We start from the raw sequence: 20198 nt of genomic DNA, 5'->3' as shown, positions 1-20198 counted from the left end.
GATCATTTCAAGGTGTCCAGTGCCAGGTTCAGGCGCAGCACATTTACCCGGGGTGCGCCGAGAAACCCCAGCTGCCGATCTTCGGCATGGGCTGCGACGATCTTCAGCATCGCCTCCTCCGGGAGATGGCGGGCCCGCGCCACCCGCGGCACCTGTATCCTTGCCCCATCGGGCGTGATGTGGGGATCAAGCCCGCTGGCCGAGGCGAGCACCAGGTCGGCTGGAATCGGCCCGGACAGACCGGCGGAGCGGAGGCCTTTGACCCGCTCCCCCACCGTCGTGATAAAGGCGGGGTTGGTGGGCCCGGCATTGGACCCGCCGGAAGCCGCCGGATTATAGGGACCGTTCGCCGTGGCCGAGGGGCGGGGCCAGAAGTATTCGGGAGCCGTGAAGGGTTGCCCGATCAGGCTCGAACCGACGTTGTGGCCACCTTTGCCGGTGATGAAGCTCCCCTCCGCCTGGTGGGGGAAGAGGGCCTGGGCAATGGCGGTGACCAGGGCGGGATAGATGCCGCCGCAGATCACGGTGAAGAGCATCAGCATCACGATGGCCGGACGAAGGTCTCCCATGGTTCGTTCCTCCTCTTTCCCGCTCATACGAAGAGACCGATCAGCAGGTCGATCGCCTTGATCCCCGCGAACGGCACGATGATACCCCCGGCGCCGTACACAAGCAGATTATGGATCAGCATCCTGTCGGCCGACATGGGGCGGAAGGGGGTACCCCGGAGGGCCAGGGGGATCAGGAGCGGGATGATGACCGCGTTGAAGATGACCGCCGACAGGATTGCGCTCAGGGGTGTCCCCAGGCCCATCACGTTGAGCACCCCCAGCTGGGGATAGATGGAGACCAGGGCCGCCGGTATGATGGCGAAGTACTTGGCCACGTCGTTGGAGATGCTGAAGGTGGTCAGGTTGCCGCGGGTCATCAGGATCTGCTTTCCCACCTCGACGATGTCCAGGAGCTTGGTGGGGTTGCTGTCCAGGTCGATGATGTTGGCCGCCTCCCGGGCCGGCTGGGTGCCGGTGTTCATGGCCACGGCCACGTCGGCCTGGGCCAGGGCCGGGGCGTCATTGGTCCCGTCGCCGGTCATGGCCACCATGTACCCCTGTTCCTGGTTCTCGCGGATCAGCCGGAGCTTGTCCTCGGGCTTTGCCTGGGCCAGGAAGTCGTCCACCTGGGCCTCGGCCGCGATGGCGGCGGCGGTGAGGGGGTTGTCGCCGGTGATCATCACGGTCCGGATTCCCATGCTCCGCAACTGCTGGAACCGCTCCTGGATTCCCCCCTTGAGGATGTCCTTCAGGTTGATGACGCCGAGGATCTCCCCATTGCGGCAGACCACCAGGGGGGTAGCCCCGGCCCGGGCGATCCCGCTGACCACCCTCTCCAGTTCCTTCGGAATGGCACCCTTCAGCTCCCGCGCAAAGGTGACCACCGAGTCCGAGGCCCCCTTGCGATACCGGTTCCCTCCTGTGTTGACCCCCGACAGGCGCGTATCGGCGCTGAAGGCGATGATTTCGGCGTCCGCCGGGAGCGATGGAGCGCCGAGGCCGTACTTCTGCCCCGCAAGGGCCACGACGCTTCGCCCCTCCGGGGTGTCGTCGCCGAGGGAAGCCGTGAGGGCCGCCTCGGCCAGCTCCTGCTCGGTGTGGCCGCCGACCGGCACGAAGGCGACCGCCTCCCGGTTGCCGAGGGTAATGGTGCCGGTCTTGTCCAGGAGGAGGACGTTCACGTCGCCGGCCGCCTCGATGGCCCGCCCCGAGAGGGCGATGACGTTCTTCTGGAAGAGCCGGTCCATGCCGGCAATGCCGATGGCGGGCAGCAGCGCGGCGATGGTGGTAGGTGCCAGGCAGACGAAGAGTGCCACCAGGATGGTAAGGGAGACCGGTTCTCCCTTTCCTGCCGCCGTGACACTGAAGATGGAAAGGGGGCTGATGTTGGCGCAGACCAGCAGAAAGACCAGGGTAAGGGCGATCAGGAGCACCTCCAGGGCCACCTCGTTGGGGGTCTTGCGCCGCCTGGCCCCCTCGATCAGGGAGATCATCCGGTCCAGGAAGGTTTCGCCGGGATTGGCGGTGATCCTCACGATGATTTCGTTGGCGATCACCTCGGTGCCGCCGGTGACCGCGCTCCGGTCGCCCCCCGACTCGCGCACCACCGGCGCCGACTCGCCGGTCACCGCCGCCTCGTTGACCAGCGCCGCACCGGCGACCACCTCGCCGTCGCCGGCAATCAGCTCCCCTTTCCCCACCAGGATATGGTCCCCCGCCCGGAGCTGGTTGGCCCCCACAAGGGTGTAGTCGCCGCCGAATTCCGGCTTGGCCAGGCGTTTGGCCGTAACGTCCGTGCGGCTCTTCCGGAGGGAGGCGGCCCGGGCCTTGCCGCGCCCCTCGGCCAGGGCTTCGGCAAAGGTGGAGAAAATGACAGTGAGCCAGAGCCAGAGGGAAACCAGGCCGGTGAACCAGGCCGGCTCCCGGTTGATGCCGGTCAGCGACAGGATGAAGGTGACCAGGGTGACGACGCTGGCAATCTCCACGGCAAACATGACCGGATTGCGCCAGAGGGCCCGCGGATCGAGCTTCCTGAGTGACTCGACGAACGCGCCCCGCAGGAGGTGCGGATCAAATGCCGACAACGCCGGTTTCGGATGCTTCGACATGGCTACCTCCCTCCCGGCATGGTCAGGTGTTCGGCGATGGGCCCCATGCAGAGGGCCGGGAAAAAGGTGAGCGCGCCGACGATGAGGATCACCAGGATGAGCCAGAGGGCGAAGGGGGGCTGATCGGTGGGGAGGGTACCGAGACTGGGGGGGACGTACTTCTTCTCCGCCAGGGACCCGGCCATCCGGAGGATTGCCACCGCCGGCACATACCGGCCGAGAAGCATGGCCACCCCTCCCGTGAGGTTGTAGAAGGGTGTGTTGCCGTTCAGGCCGGCAAAGGCGCTGCCGTTGTTGTTGGCCATGGAGGCGAAGGCGTAGAGCACCTCCGAGAGGCCGTGGGCCCCGGGGTTGGCCATGGAAGAGATCCCGGCCGGGGTGACCATGGCGACCCCCGTGACGATGAGAACAACGACCCCGGCGGCCAGGACGACCACGATGGAGAGCCACATCTCCGTGACCTCGATCTTTTTCCCCAGATACTCGGGGGTGCGCCCAATCATCAGCCCTGCGATGAAGACCGCGATGACCACGAAGGCGAGCATGGTGTAGAGGCCAGAGCCGACTCCCCCGAAGACGATCTCGCCGAGGAGGATGAGCCCCAGGGGGACCATGCCGCCAAGGGGGGTGAGGGAGTCGTGCATGGCGTTGACGGCGCCGCAGGAGGTGCCGGTGGTCGCCACGGAAAAGAGGGCGCTCCCCCCGGCACCGAAGCGGACCTCTTTCCCCTCCATGTTAGGCCCCTCTACCCCCAGTGCGGCCACCTGGGGAGTGACCTTCCCTTCGGCCCAGGCGAGGACCCCGAACGAGAACGTCAGGATGAGGAGCATCACCGCGAAGATGGCCCACCCCTGGCGGGTGTTCCCCACCATCGCACCGAAGGTATAGGTGAGCCCCCCGGGAATCAGGAGGATCAGGAAGATCTCGATGAAGTTCGTCAGGGGAGTTGGGTTCTCGTAGGGGTGGGCCGAGTTGGCGTTGAAGAAGCCGCCGCCGTTGGTGCCGAGCTCCTTGATCGCCTCCTGGGAGGCGACCGGCCCCATGGGGATCGCAACCTCCTTCACGGTGGCGGCGCCGGTGTCCGCGGCGGCCTGATGCAATGGCACCATCCTGGAGGGGCTGAAATTCTGGATGACCCCCTGGGAGACGAGGACCAGGGCGAAGATGACCGACAGGGGGAGGAGGATGTAGAGGGTGCCGCGGGTCAGGTCCACCCAGAAATTGCCGACGAGCGCCGTCCTTCTCCGGGCGAATCCCCGGATGACCGCCATGGCCACCGCCATGCCGGTGGCGGCGGAGACAAAGTTATGCACCGCCAGCCCCGCCATCTGGGTGAAATAGCTCGCCGCCTGTTCCCCCGCGTAATTCTGCCAGTTGGTGTTGGTGGCGAAACTGATGGCGGTGTTCAGGGCCAGGTGCCAGGAGAAGGGGGGGAGCTTCTGGGGGTTGAGCGGCAGCAGGTGCTGCCCCAGCAGCAGGACAAAGAGCGCCATGAAGAGCGCCAGGTTGAAGAGGAGCAGGGCGGTGGTGTACCGCTTCCACTCCATCTCGGCTTCCCCGTCGACTCCACTTAGGCGGTAGATGAAACGTTCAAGGGGGAGAAGGAGGGGGGACAGCACGGTCCGCTCCCCCTGGTACACCCTGGCCATGTAGCTCCCCATCGGCTTTACGGAGGTAACCAGGAGCGCAATCAGGGTCACGAACTGGATGATATCGGTGAAGGAAAGCATGACAACGTATTCTCCCCATTGAACCCAGATTTTCCATTAGGGCACGAGATGCTGCTCACCCGGGCGCCGGGTCGGATGTCGTCCTCGGCAGGAGAGCCTTCACGGTCCACACGTTACTGTCACAATTATAGACCGGGATTTCCCCCTTGCAGTAGGGTGGCGGCGCCACGGTCGTGATTCCCTCCACCCTGCCGACCAACTTCTCGTCTTCAAACCCTTCACCCTGATACACGCCCGTGTCGCAATCGAAAAAATAGACCTTCATGGCCGTCCTCCCAAGCGAACTTGTTATGTTCACCATACCGAATGTCACCTAAAAGCAGGCTCAAAATAGGAGGGAAAAGCATCAAGAAAATATCAAGGGGATCGTAACGTTCACCGTGATGGGGAGATGCGCCGGACCGCTCAAGCGTGTATACTGTTGAACCAAATAATCCGTGTGTTGAGGGAGGGATGATTCATGGGTACTGCACTGGAAGCACTTCTGATAGCCAAGGGGGAGAAAGAAGTCTCACTGCTGCCGAAAATGGCCAACCGCCACGGGCTTGTGGCCGGCGCCACCGGCACCGGCAAGACGGTGTCGCTGCGGGTGCTGGCCGAGCGGTTCAGCTCAATCGGCGTGCCGGTCTTCATGGCCGACATGAAGGGGGACCTGTCGGGGCTGGCCCTGCCGGGGGACGAGAACCCCAAGGTGGCCGAGCGGGTGGAGAAGATGGGGCTGGAGGGGTTTACGTACGGCGGATTCCCCGTGGTCTTCTGGGATGTCTTCGGCGAGCAGGGGCACCCGGTCCGCACCACGGTCTCGGAGATGGGGCCGCTCCTCCTTTCGCGGCTCCTGAACCTGAACGACGTCCAGAGCGGGGTCCTCAATGTCATCTTCAAGGTGGCCGACGACAACGGCCTGCTCCTCCTCGACTTCAAGGACCTCCAGGCCATGGTCCGCCATGTGGGGGACAACGCCGCCGACTTCCAGACCGCCTACGGCAACATCTCCGCCGCCAGCATCGGCGCCATCCAGCGAAACCTCCTGGCCCTGGGGGGGCAGGGGGCGGAGCGGTTTTTCGGCGAGCCGGCCCTGAACATCCAGGACCTCATCCAGACCGACTCCGACGGCCGGGGGGTGATCAATATCCTGGCCGCCGACAAGCTGATGCAGTCGCCCAAGCTCTACGCCACCTTCCTCCTCTGGATGCTCTCGGAACTCTTCGAGCAGCTCCCCGAGGTGGGGGACCCGGCGAAGCCGAACCTGGTCTTTTTCTTCGACGAGGCCCACCTCCTCTTTGACGATGCCCCCAAGGCCCTGGTGGACAAGATCGAGCAGGTGGTGCGGCTCATCCGCTCCAAGGGGGTGGGGATTTACTTTGTCACCCAGAACCCCGTCGACCTTCCCGATACGGTGCTGGGGCAGTTGGGGAACCGGGTCCAGCATGCCCTGCGGGCCTTCACCCCCAAGGACCAGAAGGGGGTTCGGGCCGCGGCCGAGACCTTCCGGGCCAATCCCGCCTTTGAGGTGGAGACGGTCATCACCCAGCTGGAAGTGGGGGAGGCCCTGGTTTCGGTTCTCGACGAGAAGGGTGCCCCGACGGTGGTGGAGCGGGCCCTGGTCTGTCCTCCCCAAAGCCGCTTCGCGCCGCTGTCCGGAGCAGAGCGGACGGCGGTCATCGCCCGTTCGCCCCTGGCGGGGTTCTACGAGAAGGCGGTGGACCGGGAATCGGCCCATGAGGCGCTCCAGGCCAAGGCCGAGGCGGCCGCCGCAGCCGCTGCCGCCGAGGCGGCCGCTGCTCCCGCTCCGGAGGAGGGGAAGAGTGAAGTGGCCGGCCAGGTGGGAACGATGCTGGGGGCCTTTGCCAAGAGCGCGGCCCACGCCATCGGCAGCCAGGTGGGGCGCCAGATCATCCGGGGGGTGCTGGGGTCGATCTTCGGAGGGAAGCGGCGGTAGCGGTTATAACAGCAGAAATGATGAACAGAAAAGGGCGACCCATGGCGGGCCGCCCTTTTTGCGTTACAGAGGCAGGAATGCTACTTCGTGGTCCGCAGCCCCCGCTCGGGGCGGCTGAAGGCGTGGCAGAAGGAGCAGTCGTACTGCTTGTCGGTGACGTGCTTCCTGTGCACCGAGGAGAAGCCGGGGTTCGGCTTGAAGCCGTGACACTGGATGCAGACCGCCGATTCGGCTCCCTTGAGGGTATAGCCGATCTGCTTCAGGTTCATGCGGGCCGTGGTGCCGTGGCAGTCGGTGCAGGCGAGGGCCTTGTCCTTGGTGGTCACTTCGTGGTTCAGGGCCTGGTACTCGTAGGTGGTGACCATCTGGTTGGGGGCGCCGGCGGTGAGCCCCAGGTTCACGAGCCCCGAATTGATGGCGTTGTAGAGGTTGCCGGTGGCGAAGTAGACGCTGGTGTCCACCGGGATCAGCTGGCTGGTGAGGGTTGCCAGGGGCTGGCTCGCCGTCTTGTACTTGAAGGGGTGGAGCTTCGACTTCGGATCGTTGATCCCGCCTAGGGGGAGGCTCACGGGGTAGTAGCCGGTGGCCGGGTCGGGGGTGGCGGTGTCGAAGAGGTCGTAGGCCCAGGAGCTGCCGTTCCAGAAGGTGTAGACCGGCTTCAGGTCGTTCTGCATCTGCATGAGCGGATGGTAGGTGCCGGTGGCACCCAGGTGGGGCTGCTGCCAGTCGCGGAAGACCTCGGTGGCCTCGGTGGCCGCGGTGTCGAAGGCGTTGCGGGCATAGGTGCCGATGTGGCAGGTCTGGCAGGCAACCCGTGCCATGTGACGGTTGATGTCGGTGGTAACGTGGCCGCCGGTGCCGGTCTTGGTGGCGTGGCAGGCGGTGGTGGCGCAGCCCACAGGCATTGTCCCTTCCGTGGGGCGCAGGTCGCTGCCGCGGCCCGAAATCTGGTGCTCGCTGGTTGCGTGGCACCCCTGGCAGGTGAGGTTGGCGCCGGTGGTGGCCATGTGGACGTCGTAGGCCCGGTCGGTGGTGCTGCCGTGGGCCAGGGCAATGTCGCCCCGCTTCACGCCGTCGCCGCCGCCGGCCGTGGCGTGGCACTGGAGACAGCTGGTGCGGGTCGGCTTGTGGAGGGTCTGGACCGCCTGGTCCATGGTGATGGTCATGTTCGCCGTGTCGGGAACCATGACGCCGTTCGCCTTAACCCGCTTGTACTTGTCCTGGTGGCAGATGAGACAGTCGATGTTGTTGAGCTGCGCCGTGTCCGCCGTGGCGGTGGGCTGGGCGCCCAGACCCACGTGGCACTTGCTGCAGCTGTTCCAGTTGCCGGTGATATTGATGCAGTAGGCGTTCATGGCCCCGGCGTTCTTGCCGCCGCCGGTGGTGTGGTTGGCAATGGCAGGGGTTGCCCCTTTCCACTGGTAGTGGACCGAACCGTGGACTTCCGTGGCCTCCTTGCTGTGGCAGACAACGCAGGTGCCGGCGCCGTTCCACTTCAGGGTGGCGTGGGGTGCGCCGGTGGGGGGAGGAGTTACGTTGATGGTGTAGGTGGCGCTTTTCACCATCTCGCTGTTGCCGGCAGCGTCACGGGCGAAGAATTTGAGGGTTGTGGTTGCAGCAACGGCAATGGGAGAGCCGTAGGTGGCCGACGCGGCGGTCGGCGTGGAGCCGTCGGTGGTGTAGTAGATGGTGGCTGACTCGTTGGCGGCGAGGCTCACCGAAACCGGGGCCGAGAAGGTGCCGCCGGCAGGGGAGGGGGTCGTGACCGGCGCCGTGGTGTCGGCCGGCGGGGTGGTCGTCTTGGCGACGCTGAACGAGGCCGAGCCTTTGCCGCTGCCGCTTGTGGACTCGAATTCGGTCCCGATTTTCCAGGTGCCGATCGGCGCACTGGAGGCAAGGGCGTACTTGTAGGAATAAGAGCCGTTGCCGGCACTGGTCATGGCATTTTCCACGACCGTCGCGCCGCTGGGGTTGCTGATCTTGATCTGGCGCTTTGCCGTTGTCGTTACCGGCTTGCCGTCGGCCGAGGTCACCGAGGCAGTGACCGTCACCGGCTGACCCGGGAGGTATGATGTCTTGTCGGTCTTCACCTTGATGACCAGATCGGCCGCGCTGGCCAGCGCGGGGACCAGCAGGGCCGCCAGTGCCGCAATACAAAGATAAAGATACCGGGGTGAAAAACGTTTTGTCTGCATGCGGAGTTCCTCTTCTTTTGCGGTTCGGTCGCCGCCACGGTGCTTGAGGTTCGTTGTTGGAGTGAACGTTTCATCGGGGTATCTGACTGCACGGTGGGGGTGGATCGTTGTCAAACCCGCTGCTTCCTGCCTTAGTTCAGCCGTTGTGTGCTCGTTCACCTCCCTCCAGTGTTTGTGGTATCGCAATGGGCAAAAAATAAGCCGGGGCCTCAATATCGTTCGGGGAACGATAGTTCGGCGACCCGGCTGTCTCGGTGAGACCCGATGGGCTTTCCGTCCCACCCTCGCGGATGGTTTAGTATTGTCGTCTATCTCTGATATGAAATTGTTACGCGGCTGTTTCGCGCTGTATTTATCATATCGGAGTGCGGGAATGCAACTTTAATTTTTTTGGCCGAGGCCTGTTTCACCGTCACACGCACTATTTTCCTTCCTTTCTACATCGGCATCCCCATGATATCCCACGCTCCCATCATCCCGATATCCTCGTGCTCGATGATGTGGCAGTGGAACATGGTCATTCCCGGCCAGTCCATCACCGGAACGAGCATGGTCACCTTCCCCCATTTGGGGACGATCACCACGTCCTTCCATGCCGGGATGGTGGTGTAGAGGGAGGCATAGGCGCTGTCGCCGCCGGTTATGGAAAGGATCTGGGCCGAGTTGACGTGCTGGTGGAACGGATGGTCCATGCCGCTCTGGTTGATGATCTCCCAGACCTCCCATCCCCCCAGGTGGGACATGAACTTGTAGGTGTGGTCCATGTCTGTGAACGAGATGCCGTTGATGTACCCCCTTCCCTGCATCATGCTGAGGGTCAGAGTGCGGCGCGGCAGCATGGAGGTGTCCATGACAACCCGCTTGGCGCCGGGATTGACCGAAGTCGGCAGGGAGCTGTTCACGGTTGCCCCCTTGCACGAGAGGGTAAGGAGCGTCACCTGCTGCTGGCTGCTCATGCCGCCCCGGCTGTAGGGAAGCGACAGGAAGCGGTAGCTCTTGGCGGTCCGGCTCGCCTTCACCAGGATATCCGCCCGTTCCCCCGGCGAGAGGAGGAGCGAGGAGATATGGTACAGTTTGTCGAGCAGGCCGCCGTCCGTTCCCACCAGGTAGAGGGAGTGCCCTTCCAGGGAGAGCTTGTAGAAGCGGGCGTTGCTGGCGTTGACGATCCGCCACCGCTGCACCTGCCCCGGCCGGATGTTCAACACTGGATTGACCTGGCCATTGACCATCACCAGGTTTCCTTCCTTGCCGTGCATGTAGTCCATCATCGAGGTGTACGGCGTGGGGGCAGAACCGCTCAGGGTCAGGTCCTTCAGGACCATGATGTGGGTCTCGTAGCCGGCAAGGGCTGTCGTGTCGTCCTCGATGACCAGAGGGCCTGCCAATCCCCCCCAGTACTGTTCCGCCACCACCCCGTGCACGTGGGGATGGTAGAAATTCAGGTGCCCCGGTTCCTCGTGGCCCAGGTCGTAGGAGTAGTCGTAGATCTCTCCCGGTTTGAGCTGGATCATCATGCTGTCTGCCGGTGGTTCAGGTGAAACGTGAAGGCCGTGGGTATGGAGGTTGGTAATGTTCTTCGTATGCCCAAGGATGTTCTTTTCCGTCGTGGAGGGGAGGAAGTTTTTCAACTGCACCCGCAGGGTCTCCCCCCTCCTGGCCCGGATGGTCGGACCGGGAAATGCCCCATTGTAGGTCAGGAGCGTGGCCCAGGTGCCGTTCACGTTTACCTGTGCTTCCTGTACCGCCAGTTCATAGACCCCGAGGGCATTCTTCACGGCTTCGGCAGGATCCTTGAACGGGCTCCCCGGCGGAGGGTTGATGATGGTCGTCCCGCCTCCCCCCATCCCGCCGCCGCCCATGCCTCCGCTCCCCATCATGGCCCTGGCAATACCGTTCTGCAGGTGAAGATACCCTCCCGCCGTCGCCAGAGACGCAAGGGCCATGAACTCTCTCCTGCTCATCCCTTTTCGTTTCATGGATACTCCTTTCACACGGCTGCACGGAGCCGTCGATGACTTCCTCAAGGTCGTTCACTTCCGACGCACAAAGCCAGGCAGGACCATTTCCGGCCCTGCCCGGCCGACTATCACACAACACCTTTCCTCACACTCCTAGGGCTCCACAACGTACGGCCGCATCATCTCGTTGTCCTCGTGCTCGACGATGTGGCAGTGCCACACGTACAGTCCGGCGATATCGAATTTCGCCCTGACCGTGGTGATCTGACCAGGATAAGCGGTGACGGTGTCCTTGAAGCCGGTCTCCCATGGCAGAACGCCGGTACCCGGAGCAATGGGAAAGTCCGCGATGTTCCCGCGGCTTACCACCTCGAACCGGACCAGGTGCAGGTGGATCGGGTGTGCATCCTCCGTGAAGTTGTAGATGCTCCACTCCTCCACATCGTCCTTGGTCGGGTTTTCGGTGACCATGACCTCCACCGTCTTGCCGTTCTTCAGGGTTACGGGGACGGGGAAGCTTGCACCCGTCATGTCGGTCCACATGAGCGGTAACCCGGTTGCCGATGTGCCCGGATCCTTGACCGTGCCGAGGAGCGCCTCCCTGGGTCCGAAGGGCTCCCCGCCGGCGGCGGCGCAATCGGCCTCGAAGTTGGGACCCGGTTTGACCGAAGCGATCCACTTGATGGTCCCGTCAGGCAGGGCGGTGGCGCACACCTGCTCCGACATCGCCTCGTTGAGCGAGACGTCACGCTGCACCGTGGCAACACCGAGTTGGCCTTCCGCGTTCAGCGCCAGGGCGACCGGATCCGTGGCGGGAGTGGCGCCGGCCGGATCGGTATCGCTGGCGCCGTTCAGCGCTGCCTTTACCACGAACTTCATCACCTTGCCGGTGGTGCCGGCATCGGCCGGGGAGAAATCGTCGCCGGGAATGCCGCCGCCGAAGGGCTCGTCAGGACCGATATTGAGTAGTTCGATCTCGGTCCCGTCAGCCAGCCCGCGGAAGTCGACGATGACGTCCGCCCGTTCGGCCAGGGCCATGAGCAGTTGGGCCGTTCCGTCGTCGCTCCGGTCGAGATTGTTGTTCATCAACACAGGGGCAGGGAGGAACCCCTGCTCGGCGCCGATCTGCCACACCTTTACGTCCGGATTACTGAACTTCAGCCACAGAAAGCGGGAGTTGCAGCCGTTCAGGAAGCGGAGACGATAGAGGGCGGGAGCCACTTCGAGCTTCGGCCAGGAAACGCCGTTTACCACCATCACGTTGAAGAAGGCCTCCGGGTTCCAGATCGGGGAGATGTCGGAGCTGACGTTCGGGATGAAGGGAATTTTAAGCTGCTTCGGCGTCAATCCTTCGAAAAACGCCCGGGTCGCCGGGTAGAAGAGCGATCCGTCGGCGTTGAAGGAGCGGTCCTGGATTGCGATCGGAATTTCGCGGTATTTTTCCCGCTCTCCGCCGAGGCTGCTCGGGAAGTTGACCGTCACCACACCTTCTCCCGCCACGGGCGATGGCCCTGGCAGGACCCCGTCCCACAGATCACCGGTGGTCGTGTCGTCCACCCTGTCGAAATCACCGCCCCGGATGAGCCAGAAACCCGCTGGCCCGGCATACACATTGGAGCGGGTCATCCCCAGGGTGTGGTCGTGATACCAGAGGGTGGCCGCCGGCTGGTCGTTGCGGTATTCGTAATCGGCGTAGCCGAGATTACCGGGGTTCGTCCCTGTGGCGTCATCGAAGAGCGTCCCCTTGGTCGCATATCCTTTCGGAATGTTGACTGCCTTCGGCAGCCACCAGGCCTCGGGGTAGCCGTCGCTGTGCCCTTCCACGTGGGAGCCGTGTACGTGGGTCACGATCGGCACCGGCCCCATGTAGGGTGCGGGAATGAACCCCCTGCAGTCGGTCTTGCGGGTGCCGTCGATGCAGAGCATGGGCGGGTTGGCCCAGTGCAGGGTCTGGTCGATGGGCAGCAGGTGGGGAAGGAACCTCCCTTGTTTGTCCACCAGGCCGTTGATCCAGCGGACCTTGACCGGATCATTCGCCATGGTTTCGACCGTGTAGGCCGGGTAATTGAACTGTGAACCGGGAGATGGTGCGACCGCGGGAGGCGTATCGGCGTTGGGGCCGTAACTCCAGACGGTGGTGGGCGGTAATATGTCATTGCGGCCGTTGAGGGTGTTCCAGATTCCGCCCGGAAGGATCTGCTGCTTGAACTGCCGGACAGCTATGTCGTACTTGTTGGTGCTGTAATTCTTCATGACCGGCGGGATGACCAGGGGAGTAACGTACTTGGGGATAGTCAGGGGATTCAGGGTACCGCCGGGGAGTGGGGCCGCCGTTGCACCGGGGGGGACGGCGGCGCAGACGAGCATGACCGTGCCGATTGCACACGCCATTATGGAGAGTTTGCCTGAAATTTTCATTGTAATTACCTCACTTCCCGATTTGAAGTTGGGCAATCCGGAGAGGGAACACGTTCCCTCCCCGGAACAGGTCGTTCGCTATCTCTGGAAGTAGCCGTCCGAGAGGGTCTTCAGGAAGAGGACGATGTTGTCCACCTGCGGCCGCGGGAACATGCCGAGCGTGGCGCGGTTCTGGTCCACTTCCGGCGGGGGGAACATGGTGGCCATGCCGTCGCAGCCGCCGCCCATGCCACCGCCACCCATGCCACCACCCATGCAACCACCGTCCATCATGGCGCGCCAGTGGTAGAAGAAGACGATGTCGTCCAGGGACTTGAAGAAGCCGTTGTGGCCGTAGGCCTTTACGAAATCCGGGGAAGGCCGCAGGTCCACGTTGCGGAGCGTCGGCACCTTCTGCTTACCCATCTCAGGTTCGTAGACCTCAGGCGCATGCCCGGCGCTCTTCAGGTAGCCGCCCAGGCCGTAGTCCACCCAGTTGGCGCCATCGGGGTTCCAGTTGGGGGGCATCGAGTAGAAGGGGTTTGCCGGGTTCTTCGGGGTGCCGATGTTGTCATAGCTGAAGTCGGTGAAGAGCGGATAACCGTCTTTGCCCGGCTGCAGCGTGTGGCAGGACGAGCAGTTCGCGCGGTTGGGGTCGTTGAAGACGGCAAGCCCCTGGAGCTCGGCGTCGCTGAGCCCCAGATTGCGGAATGTCGTCCAGCGGTTGGGGTCCATACCGCCGCCGGGGCATCCCATGGCGCCCATGCCGCCTCCACCACCGCCGCCCATGCCGCCGGTGCCGCACTTGATCTTGGTGACGTCCTTGCCGGCCGCTTCGGCAGTATCCCAGAACTTGTCGAACTTGGAGGTGAAGGGGTTCACCTCGGCGCTTCTCTCGTAGGCCGCCACGGAGCGGCCGATATTCTCGTACACGCCGTTCACATCCTTGGCGCAGTCGAGAGAGCCGGCGCCCCACACTTCTTCAAAGAGACCGGCGTAGTCAGACTTCCTGACCTTGGTGCAGAGGACCTGGGCGTTGGGGATTGCCTGTTCGAGAGGGTTCAGGTAGGGTCCCTGGGCCTGCTCGGCCAGCGGGTCGCCGAGGACGGCGCCTGTCGCCCGTCCATCCCAGAACATGCCGCCGAACCACCCCGCCTCGGCTTCGTCATAGTGGAGTACCGGACTGTCGCCGGCATAGGCCGACGTGGGAGGTTTCCGGTTGCCGAAGTGCCTGGGAAGCGCCCCCTCGTAGACGGCCCCGCCTGTGTTGGCGGCGGCATCGGGGCCGGTGAAGCCGACCTCCGGAGCGTGGCACGCGGCGCACGACTGGGTGCCGTTTGCCGACAGGGCCGTGTCAAAGAAGAGTTTCTTGCCGAGGGTCTCAAGGGGCGAGAGAGCGGCGGCCGGAGCAGCCATTGTGGCCGCCAGCAGGAATGCCCCCGCCAGGGTCGAGGTTTTCGTCATCTTCATGGTGTGTTCTCCTTTCAGTATGGTGAGCTGCGCCACAGGCTTACGTTCCTGAGCAGTTACCTTTTACGTGGGGCGATGAAAAGCTGATGAGAATGGTGAACTTTGCCCAATAAAACGAAAGGGCCTGTAGAGAGGCCCTTTCGCACATCATGCTCCGGATGGTCTGTTCATGTGATCCTTCTTCCTGAACAGGTTGCAGGTTTCGAGGAAATTCAGGGGAGGGATCGCTCCCTCCCCGAATTTCAGTGGATGGAGTTACGGGTTTGTGCGGATCGGGAACGGCGTCGCGTTCACCCAGGCGGAGGAGACGATGGCACCGTTGTTCGCCCGGATCCGGTAGTAGTACTGGGTGTTCTTGTTCAGGCCTGTCTGGATGAGTGACGTAGTGTTTGCACCGACGTTCGTAGTGTTGAGGCCTGCCGTGAACGTCGCGTTGGTGGCTCTCTGGATCGTGAACCCTGTCTCCACAGTGCCGGAGTTGTCCACCCAAGACAGGTTCACGGTCCGGTTATTGCCGGTGCCGTTCGTTCCGTTCGCCGCGGTGAAACTGCCCGGCGCGGCCGGAACGGCCGGCCCGATAACGCTTATCGTGCCCGAGTAGGCGGCCCCTGCAAGATTAATCGCCGCTACCTTGTAAGTGTACGTGTTCGTCACCGACGCGGCCATCGCGGTGTCGACGAACGTGACGTTGCCGGTATTGTTCCGGGCCGGTACTAAGGCGATCCGGGTGAAGTTGACGCCATCCGTTGACCGCTCGATGCCGAAGTTGGCCTCGTTCGTGGCGTTGTCCCGCCAGGTCAGGGTGACCCGGGGTCCGGCCTGCAGCGTCGCCGACAGGATGGTCGGGGCCGCCGGCGGGGTCGCCGGCAGGTTGATACCCAGGGCGTTTGAGACCGACGTGGCGGTCATGCTCGGGAACTGCCCCCCGTAGCCGACCGTGTTCTGGGCGACGATCCGGTACCGGTACGGCGTGGTGGCGCTGGACGTCGGGTCGGTCAACGTGCGTGTCCCGGTCGTGTTCAGCTGGTCGAGAGGCGACGGGCTGGTCCCGACGTCGGTCCAGGTGATGTCATTCGTTGTTCGTTGCACCAGGAACCCTGTCTCGTTGATCGAGTTATCGTTCCAGTTAACCACTATCCTGCTGTTGTTCCCGGTGCCGGCGGACGAGAAACTGGTCAAGGTTGGCGCTTTCGGCGGGAGTGCCACCACCACCGGCCGCATCATGTCCATCTCCTCGTGGCTCAGGATGTGGCAGTGATACATATATTCCGCGCCGAAGTTGACCAGCTTGTTGGTGATCGCCGTGGTCGGGTTCCCGTTGATATCGGTGTTGTTGAAACCCATCGTCGAGCCGGACATCGTCATAGGGTTCTGCATCCGGATGCTGTTGGGCAGATCGAACGGCACCGTCGGGATGACGGGCCTGAGGGCCACGATGGTGTCCTCCAGCGGGCTGATCCGGACGGTGTCCTTCCAGCCGAGTTCGTTGGCGTCGGGCGGGATGATGATGTTGTCCCAGGTCACCCGGTTGAGTACCTGCACGTCGTACAGGTGGAAGTGGATCGGGTGGGTGTCCACACCGTTGTGGGTGATTTTCCAGATCTGGGTGCCGTCCTGGGTGGTGATGGGGGTAACGTTGAGGTTAGTCGGCAGGTTGGTCCCGTCGATGAGCTCGGTGATCGGGTTCACGAACGGGTAGAGGACGACGTTCTGCGTTGCGGGCGTCGCCGGGACTACTTCGACGCCGAGGTTTGCCGTCATTCTGCCGAACTCGTCGAAGGCCACTGCGTTCATCTCGTCGTGGATCGCCTTGGGCTGGATCGGGATCTGGAGCTTGGCCGCAGGAGCGGACAGGGTGTTGAAGCCGAACAGGTCGCCCCCCTGGTCGGAGATGCGGGCGAATCCGTCGCAGATGTTGATGTTGAGGCTGGGAACGTTGCACCAGCTGCTGCCGGCGAAGTTCAGACCATAGGCCGAGTTGTAGGCGGCCTGACCCACGATGATGGGGTGCTGGCCCGACTCGAATACGCCTGAGCCGTCCGGCTGGTGCGCGAAGGCTGCCTGGAGCGCCGCCAGGTTGAACGTGTCGGCGGGGGTCGTGTCAGTGACCTTGATCTGCATCACGGTCCTGGTGTTCGGCCCGTAGCCCGGCAGGACCGATGGAGCGCCTACGGGCCACTGGTCCGGAGCTCCCGTGTAGTAATCGTAGCTGGGGACCCTGGCCGGGAAGGCGGCAGGTGCATCATTGTAGAGGATCAGCGTCTTGCCTCTGAACTGGGAGAAGTCGACGATGACATCCGCCCTTTCAGCAGGAGCAAGCAGCAGCGAGTGCAGGTCCACGTTGCCGACGTCAAATCTTGTCGGGTCGGTGATCCAGGTGATCGGCTGGTTCGGAATCACGACCGGGGCCGGGAGGAACCCTCCCTCGGAGCCGATCTGGACCCAAGCCGGTCCGGCAGGGCTCAGGGTGGTATCCGGCGTCGGGAAGACGACCGGGTCGAGTTGGGCAGCTGCCACTTCGGCCGCATTGAGTGCAACTTCGGTCCCCGTGGCATCGGCCACGTACCACTGGAGGTTGAAGAACCGGTCGTTGGCCGCGTTCAGGATCCGCAGGCGATAGGTCTTGGGTTCGACGGTTTTCGTCGGATATGCCGTACCGTTGACGACCGGAGTGTCGTTGAACTGCTCCATTCCGACGGAGATGTTCGGCGTGCCGGGAATCAACGGCGGCTCGCAGAACGGATCGGTCTGGTACTGCCAGGTGGCCGGGTTATCCAGGTTGCACGGTGTCGCCAGAAGGGTCGTGAAGTCATCAGTGGGGAGACAGATACCGGTCCCGATGCCGGTGCAGTTGGCGTCCGCCGTACAGATGGTCGTCAAGTCTTCGCAGGTTCTGCCCCGAATTCCGTCTGGTCCTTTTGGGTCCACGTTGTAGTACGGGTTGGCGATGGGTCCATAAAGGGGGGTCGCAGGGGGCCAGAACCACGGCCCGAACATCCAGCGCCCGTAGCCGCTCATGCCGCCCATGTCGCCGGGGTTCTGCGCCGGCATGTAGACGTGATGGTACCAGAGATCGCCTTCCTTGCCCCAACGGGTGTAGTCCCAGGTGGGATCCAGGGCAGCCATCTGCGCGGGGTCAGGCACGAAGGTCCGGTCCTGGATGACGAGGGGGATGGTGTCGGCAGCACCGGGGATGAGCCCGAGTCCAGTGGGGTTGTCCGCTGTCGCGGGTAAAAGCTTCTTCTCCGTAGCGTCGGTGATCACGTACCCTGCAGCCTCGCCCGCGTATACGTTGAGGCGGGTGATGCCCCACGAGTGGTCGTGGTAGAACATCAGCCGGGCGCTCTGCTGGTTGGTGTAATAGAAGGTCATGCAGCCGTCGTTCGCGGCCGAGCAGTTGGGCACGCCGGGAACGTTGATCATGTCGGGGACGGCTCTTACGCTGACACCCTCCGGCCAGGGGGTGCTTTCAGTGGCCGGCGTGATCCACTGGTGCGGGGTACCATCGCTGATCCACGGGGAGATGCCGCCGTGGAGGTGGATCGTAGCGCGGTTGTCCTTGAAACAGCCGTGGTTGGTTCCCTTCGTGACGTCGCTGCACTCGGGGTTGCGCACCAAATCGTCGACGGTGCCATCATTCATCGGATCCATCATCGCCATGGGGCCCATGCCGGAACCCATGAGGGTGGAGTCGACGGGGAGGAACAGATTGCCGCCGGCATCCTTGGGCAGGAGATTGTAGAAGACGATCCTGACCGGCTTGTCCTTGGTCGCCGCGATGACCGGCCCCAGGTAGTGGGGGTTGTCCACCGCGATCGCCGGCGTACCGTCTGGCATCAGGGTCGGTACCGACGTGCCGTCGGGGAGATCGGTCATCAGAGGAATCTTCTTGTTCCAGGGAGCGTCGGCGTTGGCCGGGGTCTGGAGCTGCACGTACTCGCGGAGCAGCGTCCCTTGGGCGGGCAGGGATGAATTCATCCGCTCCCGGTGCTGGACGACTGCAATGACGTAGTAGTCGGCTTCATCGGCGAACCCGTTGGCCGTAGTGAAGGTCGTGGTGTCGGGCACCGCGAGCGGAATGTACTGACCCAGGTTGTTTGTGGCATCGGTGCAGTTACCCGCGGCCGGGGCCGTGACCCGCGGGTCGCACAGGCCCGGCAGCCCGTCCTGGAACTTTTTGATGCCGCCGGTAACGGTTGTCCTGTTGCAGGTCTCTCCTCCCGGGCACCCTGCATCGCTGATACAGGCGGTTGTCGTCGTAACTGAGCACGTCCCAGCCGGCAGCTGACTGAGCGCCCAGTTCGGGTAGGGGCCAAAGTAGTGGGGGATCTTCGTTTCATCCACGGCCTGGGCTGAAGGCGGGCCGATTCCCCAGAGGGCGGTCACCAGCATTGCCAGGCACGTGATGATCATAAATTTCTGCCTGCTCATAACTCCTCCTTTCTTCTTAACCTGCTGCATTCATTGGTTCCCGGCATCTATAGGCGTTGCGGATCACTTCGCGCTCTGTATCTGTTGCCTCTTCGCCTGGCCCTTTTTCTGTACCTCGCGCATCTTCTTGTCCCGCTCAAGCTTGGACTGCATGGCCTTCTTCGCGTTCTTGATTCCCTGCTGCTGCTTCGGCTTGTCTGAAGTCCCCGCCGGGGCGGCGTTCACCGCTGCAACAAGAAAAATGGACAGAAAAACCCCTGCTGCCAGTGCCACTAGTCGTTTCATAACCCTTACCCCCTTTCTCTTGAATGACTCGGTATTTATATAGGCCGCATCGATCACTTGATCGCGACAAGCTCGCCCTCAAAAACAAATTCACCCTGAATGATCCTTCACTGTCGTCACTTATTCTGCTCCGCATAAAGAAAAAGCCGGGCACCAAAGAGAATCCTTTGGCGGCCCGGCTGTCTTGCGGAGAAGACCCGTGGCTTTCCGTCACCTGCTCACACAGGTTTTGGCTTTATCCTGGATATCTGACTGTCGAGCCCCTCATGTGGTGAACTCAGGACAATGCGTTGTGTAATGTATAACGCACTGATTTGTAGCGGCTTGTCGGTACAATAGTGTTTGTTGTGTGAGTATCTTGTGGTGTTGGTTGTAGGTAATTTGTTTACATGGAAATAGCGGAGTGATTTCGGAGGGATGGCCTGTTGTGCGGGAGAATTCGGGCGGTGCGAGGCCGGATTGTTAGGTGAAAATAATTGCCGGAAAGGCTTCCGCTACATCAGCTTGTGCAGGATGGCATAACGGGTCAGGTCGGCGTTGCACTTCATTTCCATTTTTTGCAGGACCCTGACGCGGTAGGTGTTGACCGTCTTTATGCCGACCAGCAGTTCCTCGGCAATTTTCCTGGGGGTGACTCCCGCTGCAATCATGCGCATCACCTGGAATTCACGGTCTGAAAGGCGCTCATGCAGGGCGCCGTCGGAGTCTGAGCCGATCCGGGAGGCCAGCATCTCCGCCATGGAAGCGCTCACGTACTTCTTCCCCAGGGCGATTTTCTGCAGGGCCTCGATCAGTTCCTGCGAGGAGCTCCCCTTGGTCAGATAGCCGGAGGCGCCGGATTTCAGGGCGCGCAAGGCGTACTGATCTTCCGGGTGCATGCTCAGGATGAGCACCGGAAGCTTCGGCCTGATGCCTTTGATCTCAGTCAGGATTTCGAGCCCGCTGCGGCCGGGGAGGGAAATGTCGAGGATTACGAGGTCATAGTCATTGGTTCGCAGCTTTGCGAGCAATTCTGTACCGTCGGCCGCCTCATCGGTGACAGTCATGTTCGCGGTGCCGGCAATGACCTGCTTCAAACCCTCGCGAAAAATTCCATGGTCATCGGTGATGATGATTTTCAGCATGTGAGACATG

At 62.8% G+C, this 20198-nt stretch carries 12 protein-coding genes and 2 riboswitches; of the genes, 1 reads left to right on the top strand and 11 read right to left on the bottom strand.

Annotated features, from left to right (window positions below; translation table 11 throughout):
* Positions 1–2 precede the first annotated feature (2 nt).
* The 4 genes from kdpC to RCH91_RS06410 are packed head-to-tail and all read right to left on the bottom strand — an operon-like array spanning position 3 to position 4654.
* Entirely contained in the window at positions 3–569 is a 567-nt protein-coding gene (gene kdpC / locus RCH91_RS06425; RefSeq protein ID WP_306533785.1) for a potassium-transporting ATPase subunit KdpC, read from the bottom strand.
* Between the two features lie 23 nt (positions 570–592).
* Positions 593–2659 (bottom strand): potassium-transporting ATPase subunit KdpB, encoded by a 2067-nt coding sequence (gene kdpB / locus RCH91_RS06420; RefSeq protein ID WP_306533784.1) that lies wholly within the window; start codon positions 2657–2659, stop codon positions 593–595.
* Between the two features lie 2 nt (positions 2660–2661).
* Complete coding sequence (kdpA, locus tag RCH91_RS06415) at positions 2662–4389, bottom strand: potassium-transporting ATPase subunit KdpA (protein ID WP_306533783.1); 1728 nt, start codon at positions 4387–4389, stop codon at positions 2662–2664.
* A 55-nt stretch (positions 4390–4444) separates the two neighbouring features.
* Entirely contained in the window at positions 4445–4654 is a 210-nt protein-coding gene (locus RCH91_RS06410) for a hypothetical protein (protein ID WP_306533782.1), read from the bottom strand.
* Positions 4655–4849: 195 nt separating this feature from the next.
* Between RCH91_RS06410 and RCH91_RS06405 the strand changes: the two genes are divergently transcribed.
* A complete protein-coding gene (locus RCH91_RS06405; RefSeq protein ID WP_306533781.1) occupies positions 4850–6328 on the top strand; it encodes a helicase HerA-like domain-containing protein in 1479 nt (492 codons plus the stop codon).
* Between the two features lie 80 nt (positions 6329–6408).
* Here RCH91_RS06405 and RCH91_RS06400 read toward each other — a convergent pair whose 3' ends face one another.
* The 7 genes from RCH91_RS06400 to RCH91_RS06370 all read right to left on the bottom strand — a co-directional run bounded on the left by RCH91_RS06400 (position 6409) and on the right by RCH91_RS06370 (position 20197).
* Positions 6409–8523 carry a chitobiase/beta-hexosaminidase C-terminal domain-containing protein gene (locus RCH91_RS06400; protein ID WP_306533780.1) on the bottom strand — a complete coding sequence of 705 codons (2115 nt, stop codon included), beginning with the start codon at positions 8521–8523 and terminating at the stop codon, positions 6409–6411.
* A 233-nt stretch (positions 8524–8756) separates the two neighbouring features.
* Positions 8757–8833, bottom strand: a riboswitch (cyclic di-GMP riboswitch).
* Between the two features lie 127 nt (positions 8834–8960).
* Positions 8961–10499, bottom strand: coding sequence for a multicopper oxidase family protein (locus RCH91_RS06395; RefSeq protein ID WP_306533779.1), 1539 nt, complete (start codon positions 10497–10499; stop codon positions 8961–8963).
* A 135-nt stretch (positions 10500–10634) separates the two neighbouring features.
* Positions 10635–12899 (bottom strand): multicopper oxidase family protein, encoded by a 2265-nt coding sequence (locus tag RCH91_RS06390; RefSeq protein WP_306533778.1) that lies wholly within the window; start codon positions 12897–12899, stop codon positions 10635–10637.
* Between the two features lie 78 nt (positions 12900–12977).
* The gene (locus RCH91_RS06385) at positions 12978–14348 is read right to left on the bottom strand and encodes a cytochrome-c peroxidase (RefSeq protein ID WP_306533777.1); all 1371 of its coding nucleotides are present in this window, start codon (positions 14346–14348) and stop codon (positions 12978–12980) included.
* A 255-nt stretch (positions 14349–14603) separates the two neighbouring features.
* Complete coding sequence (locus RCH91_RS06380; protein ID WP_306533776.1) at positions 14604–18779, bottom strand: multicopper oxidase domain-containing protein; 4176 nt, start codon at positions 18777–18779, stop codon at positions 14604–14606.
* 63 nt (positions 18780–18842) lie between these two features.
* Positions 18843–19064, bottom strand: a complete 222-nt coding sequence (locus RCH91_RS06375) for a hypothetical protein (RefSeq protein WP_306533775.1) — start codon at positions 19062–19064, stop codon at positions 18843–18845.
* Between the two features lie 166 nt (positions 19065–19230).
* Positions 19231–19308, bottom strand: a riboswitch (cyclic di-GMP riboswitch).
* 250 nt (positions 19309–19558) lie between these two features.
* A complete protein-coding gene (locus RCH91_RS06370; protein WP_306533774.1) occupies positions 19559–20197 on the bottom strand; it encodes a response regulator transcription factor in 639 nt (212 codons plus the stop codon).
* Between the last annotated feature and the right edge of the window lies 1 nt (position 20198).

The organism is Geobacter sp., assembly GCF_030834625.1.
Classification (GTDB): Bacteria; Desulfobacterota; Desulfuromonadia; order Geobacterales; family Geobacteraceae; genus Geobacter.
The sequence above is the reverse complement of the archived record's forward strand: the minus strand, read 5'-3'. Positions and strand labels throughout refer to the sequence as shown.

Excerpts from the sequence above, each read along its gene's own strand:
- kdpC (WP_306533785.1), bottom strand. The coding sequence starts at position 569 with ATGGGAGACCTTCGTCCGGCCATCGTGATGCTGATGCTCTTCACCGTG.
- kdpB (WP_306533784.1), bottom strand. The coding sequence starts at position 2,659 with ATGTCGAAGCATCCGAAACCGGCGTTGTCGGCATTTGATCCGCACCTC.
- kdpA (WP_306533783.1), bottom strand. The coding sequence starts at position 4,389 with ATGCTTTCCTTCACCGATATCATCCAGTTCGTGACCCTGATTGCGCTC.
- RCH91_RS06410 (WP_306533782.1), bottom strand. The coding sequence starts at position 4,654 with ATGAAGGTCTATTTTTTCGATTGCGACACGGGCGTGTATCAGGGTGAA.
- RCH91_RS06405 (WP_306533781.1), top strand. The coding sequence starts at position 4,850 with ATGGGTACTGCACTGGAAGCACTTCTGATAGCCAAGGGGGAGAAAGAA.
- RCH91_RS06400 (WP_306533780.1), bottom strand. The coding sequence starts at position 8,523 with ATGCAGACAAAACGTTTTTCACCCCGGTATCTTTATCTTTGTATTGCG.
- RCH91_RS06395 (WP_306533779.1), bottom strand. The coding sequence starts at position 10,499 with ATGAAACGAAAAGGGATGAGCAGGAGAGAGTTCATGGCCCTTGCGTCT.
- RCH91_RS06390 (WP_306533778.1), bottom strand. The coding sequence starts at position 12,899 with ATGAAAATTTCAGGCAAACTCTCCATAATGGCGTGTGCAATCGGCACG.
- RCH91_RS06385 (WP_306533777.1), bottom strand. The coding sequence starts at position 14,348 with ATGAAGATGACGAAAACCTCGACCCTGGCGGGGGCATTCCTGCTGGCG.
- RCH91_RS06380 (WP_306533776.1), bottom strand. The coding sequence starts at position 18,779 with ATGAGCAGGCAGAAATTTATGATCATCACGTGCCTGGCAATGCTGGTG.
- RCH91_RS06375 (WP_306533775.1), bottom strand. The coding sequence starts at position 19,064 with ATGAAACGACTAGTGGCACTGGCAGCAGGGGTTTTTCTGTCCATTTTT.
- RCH91_RS06370 (WP_306533774.1), bottom strand. The coding sequence starts at position 20,197 with ATGTCTCACATGCTGAAAATCATCATCACCGATGACCATGGAATTTTT.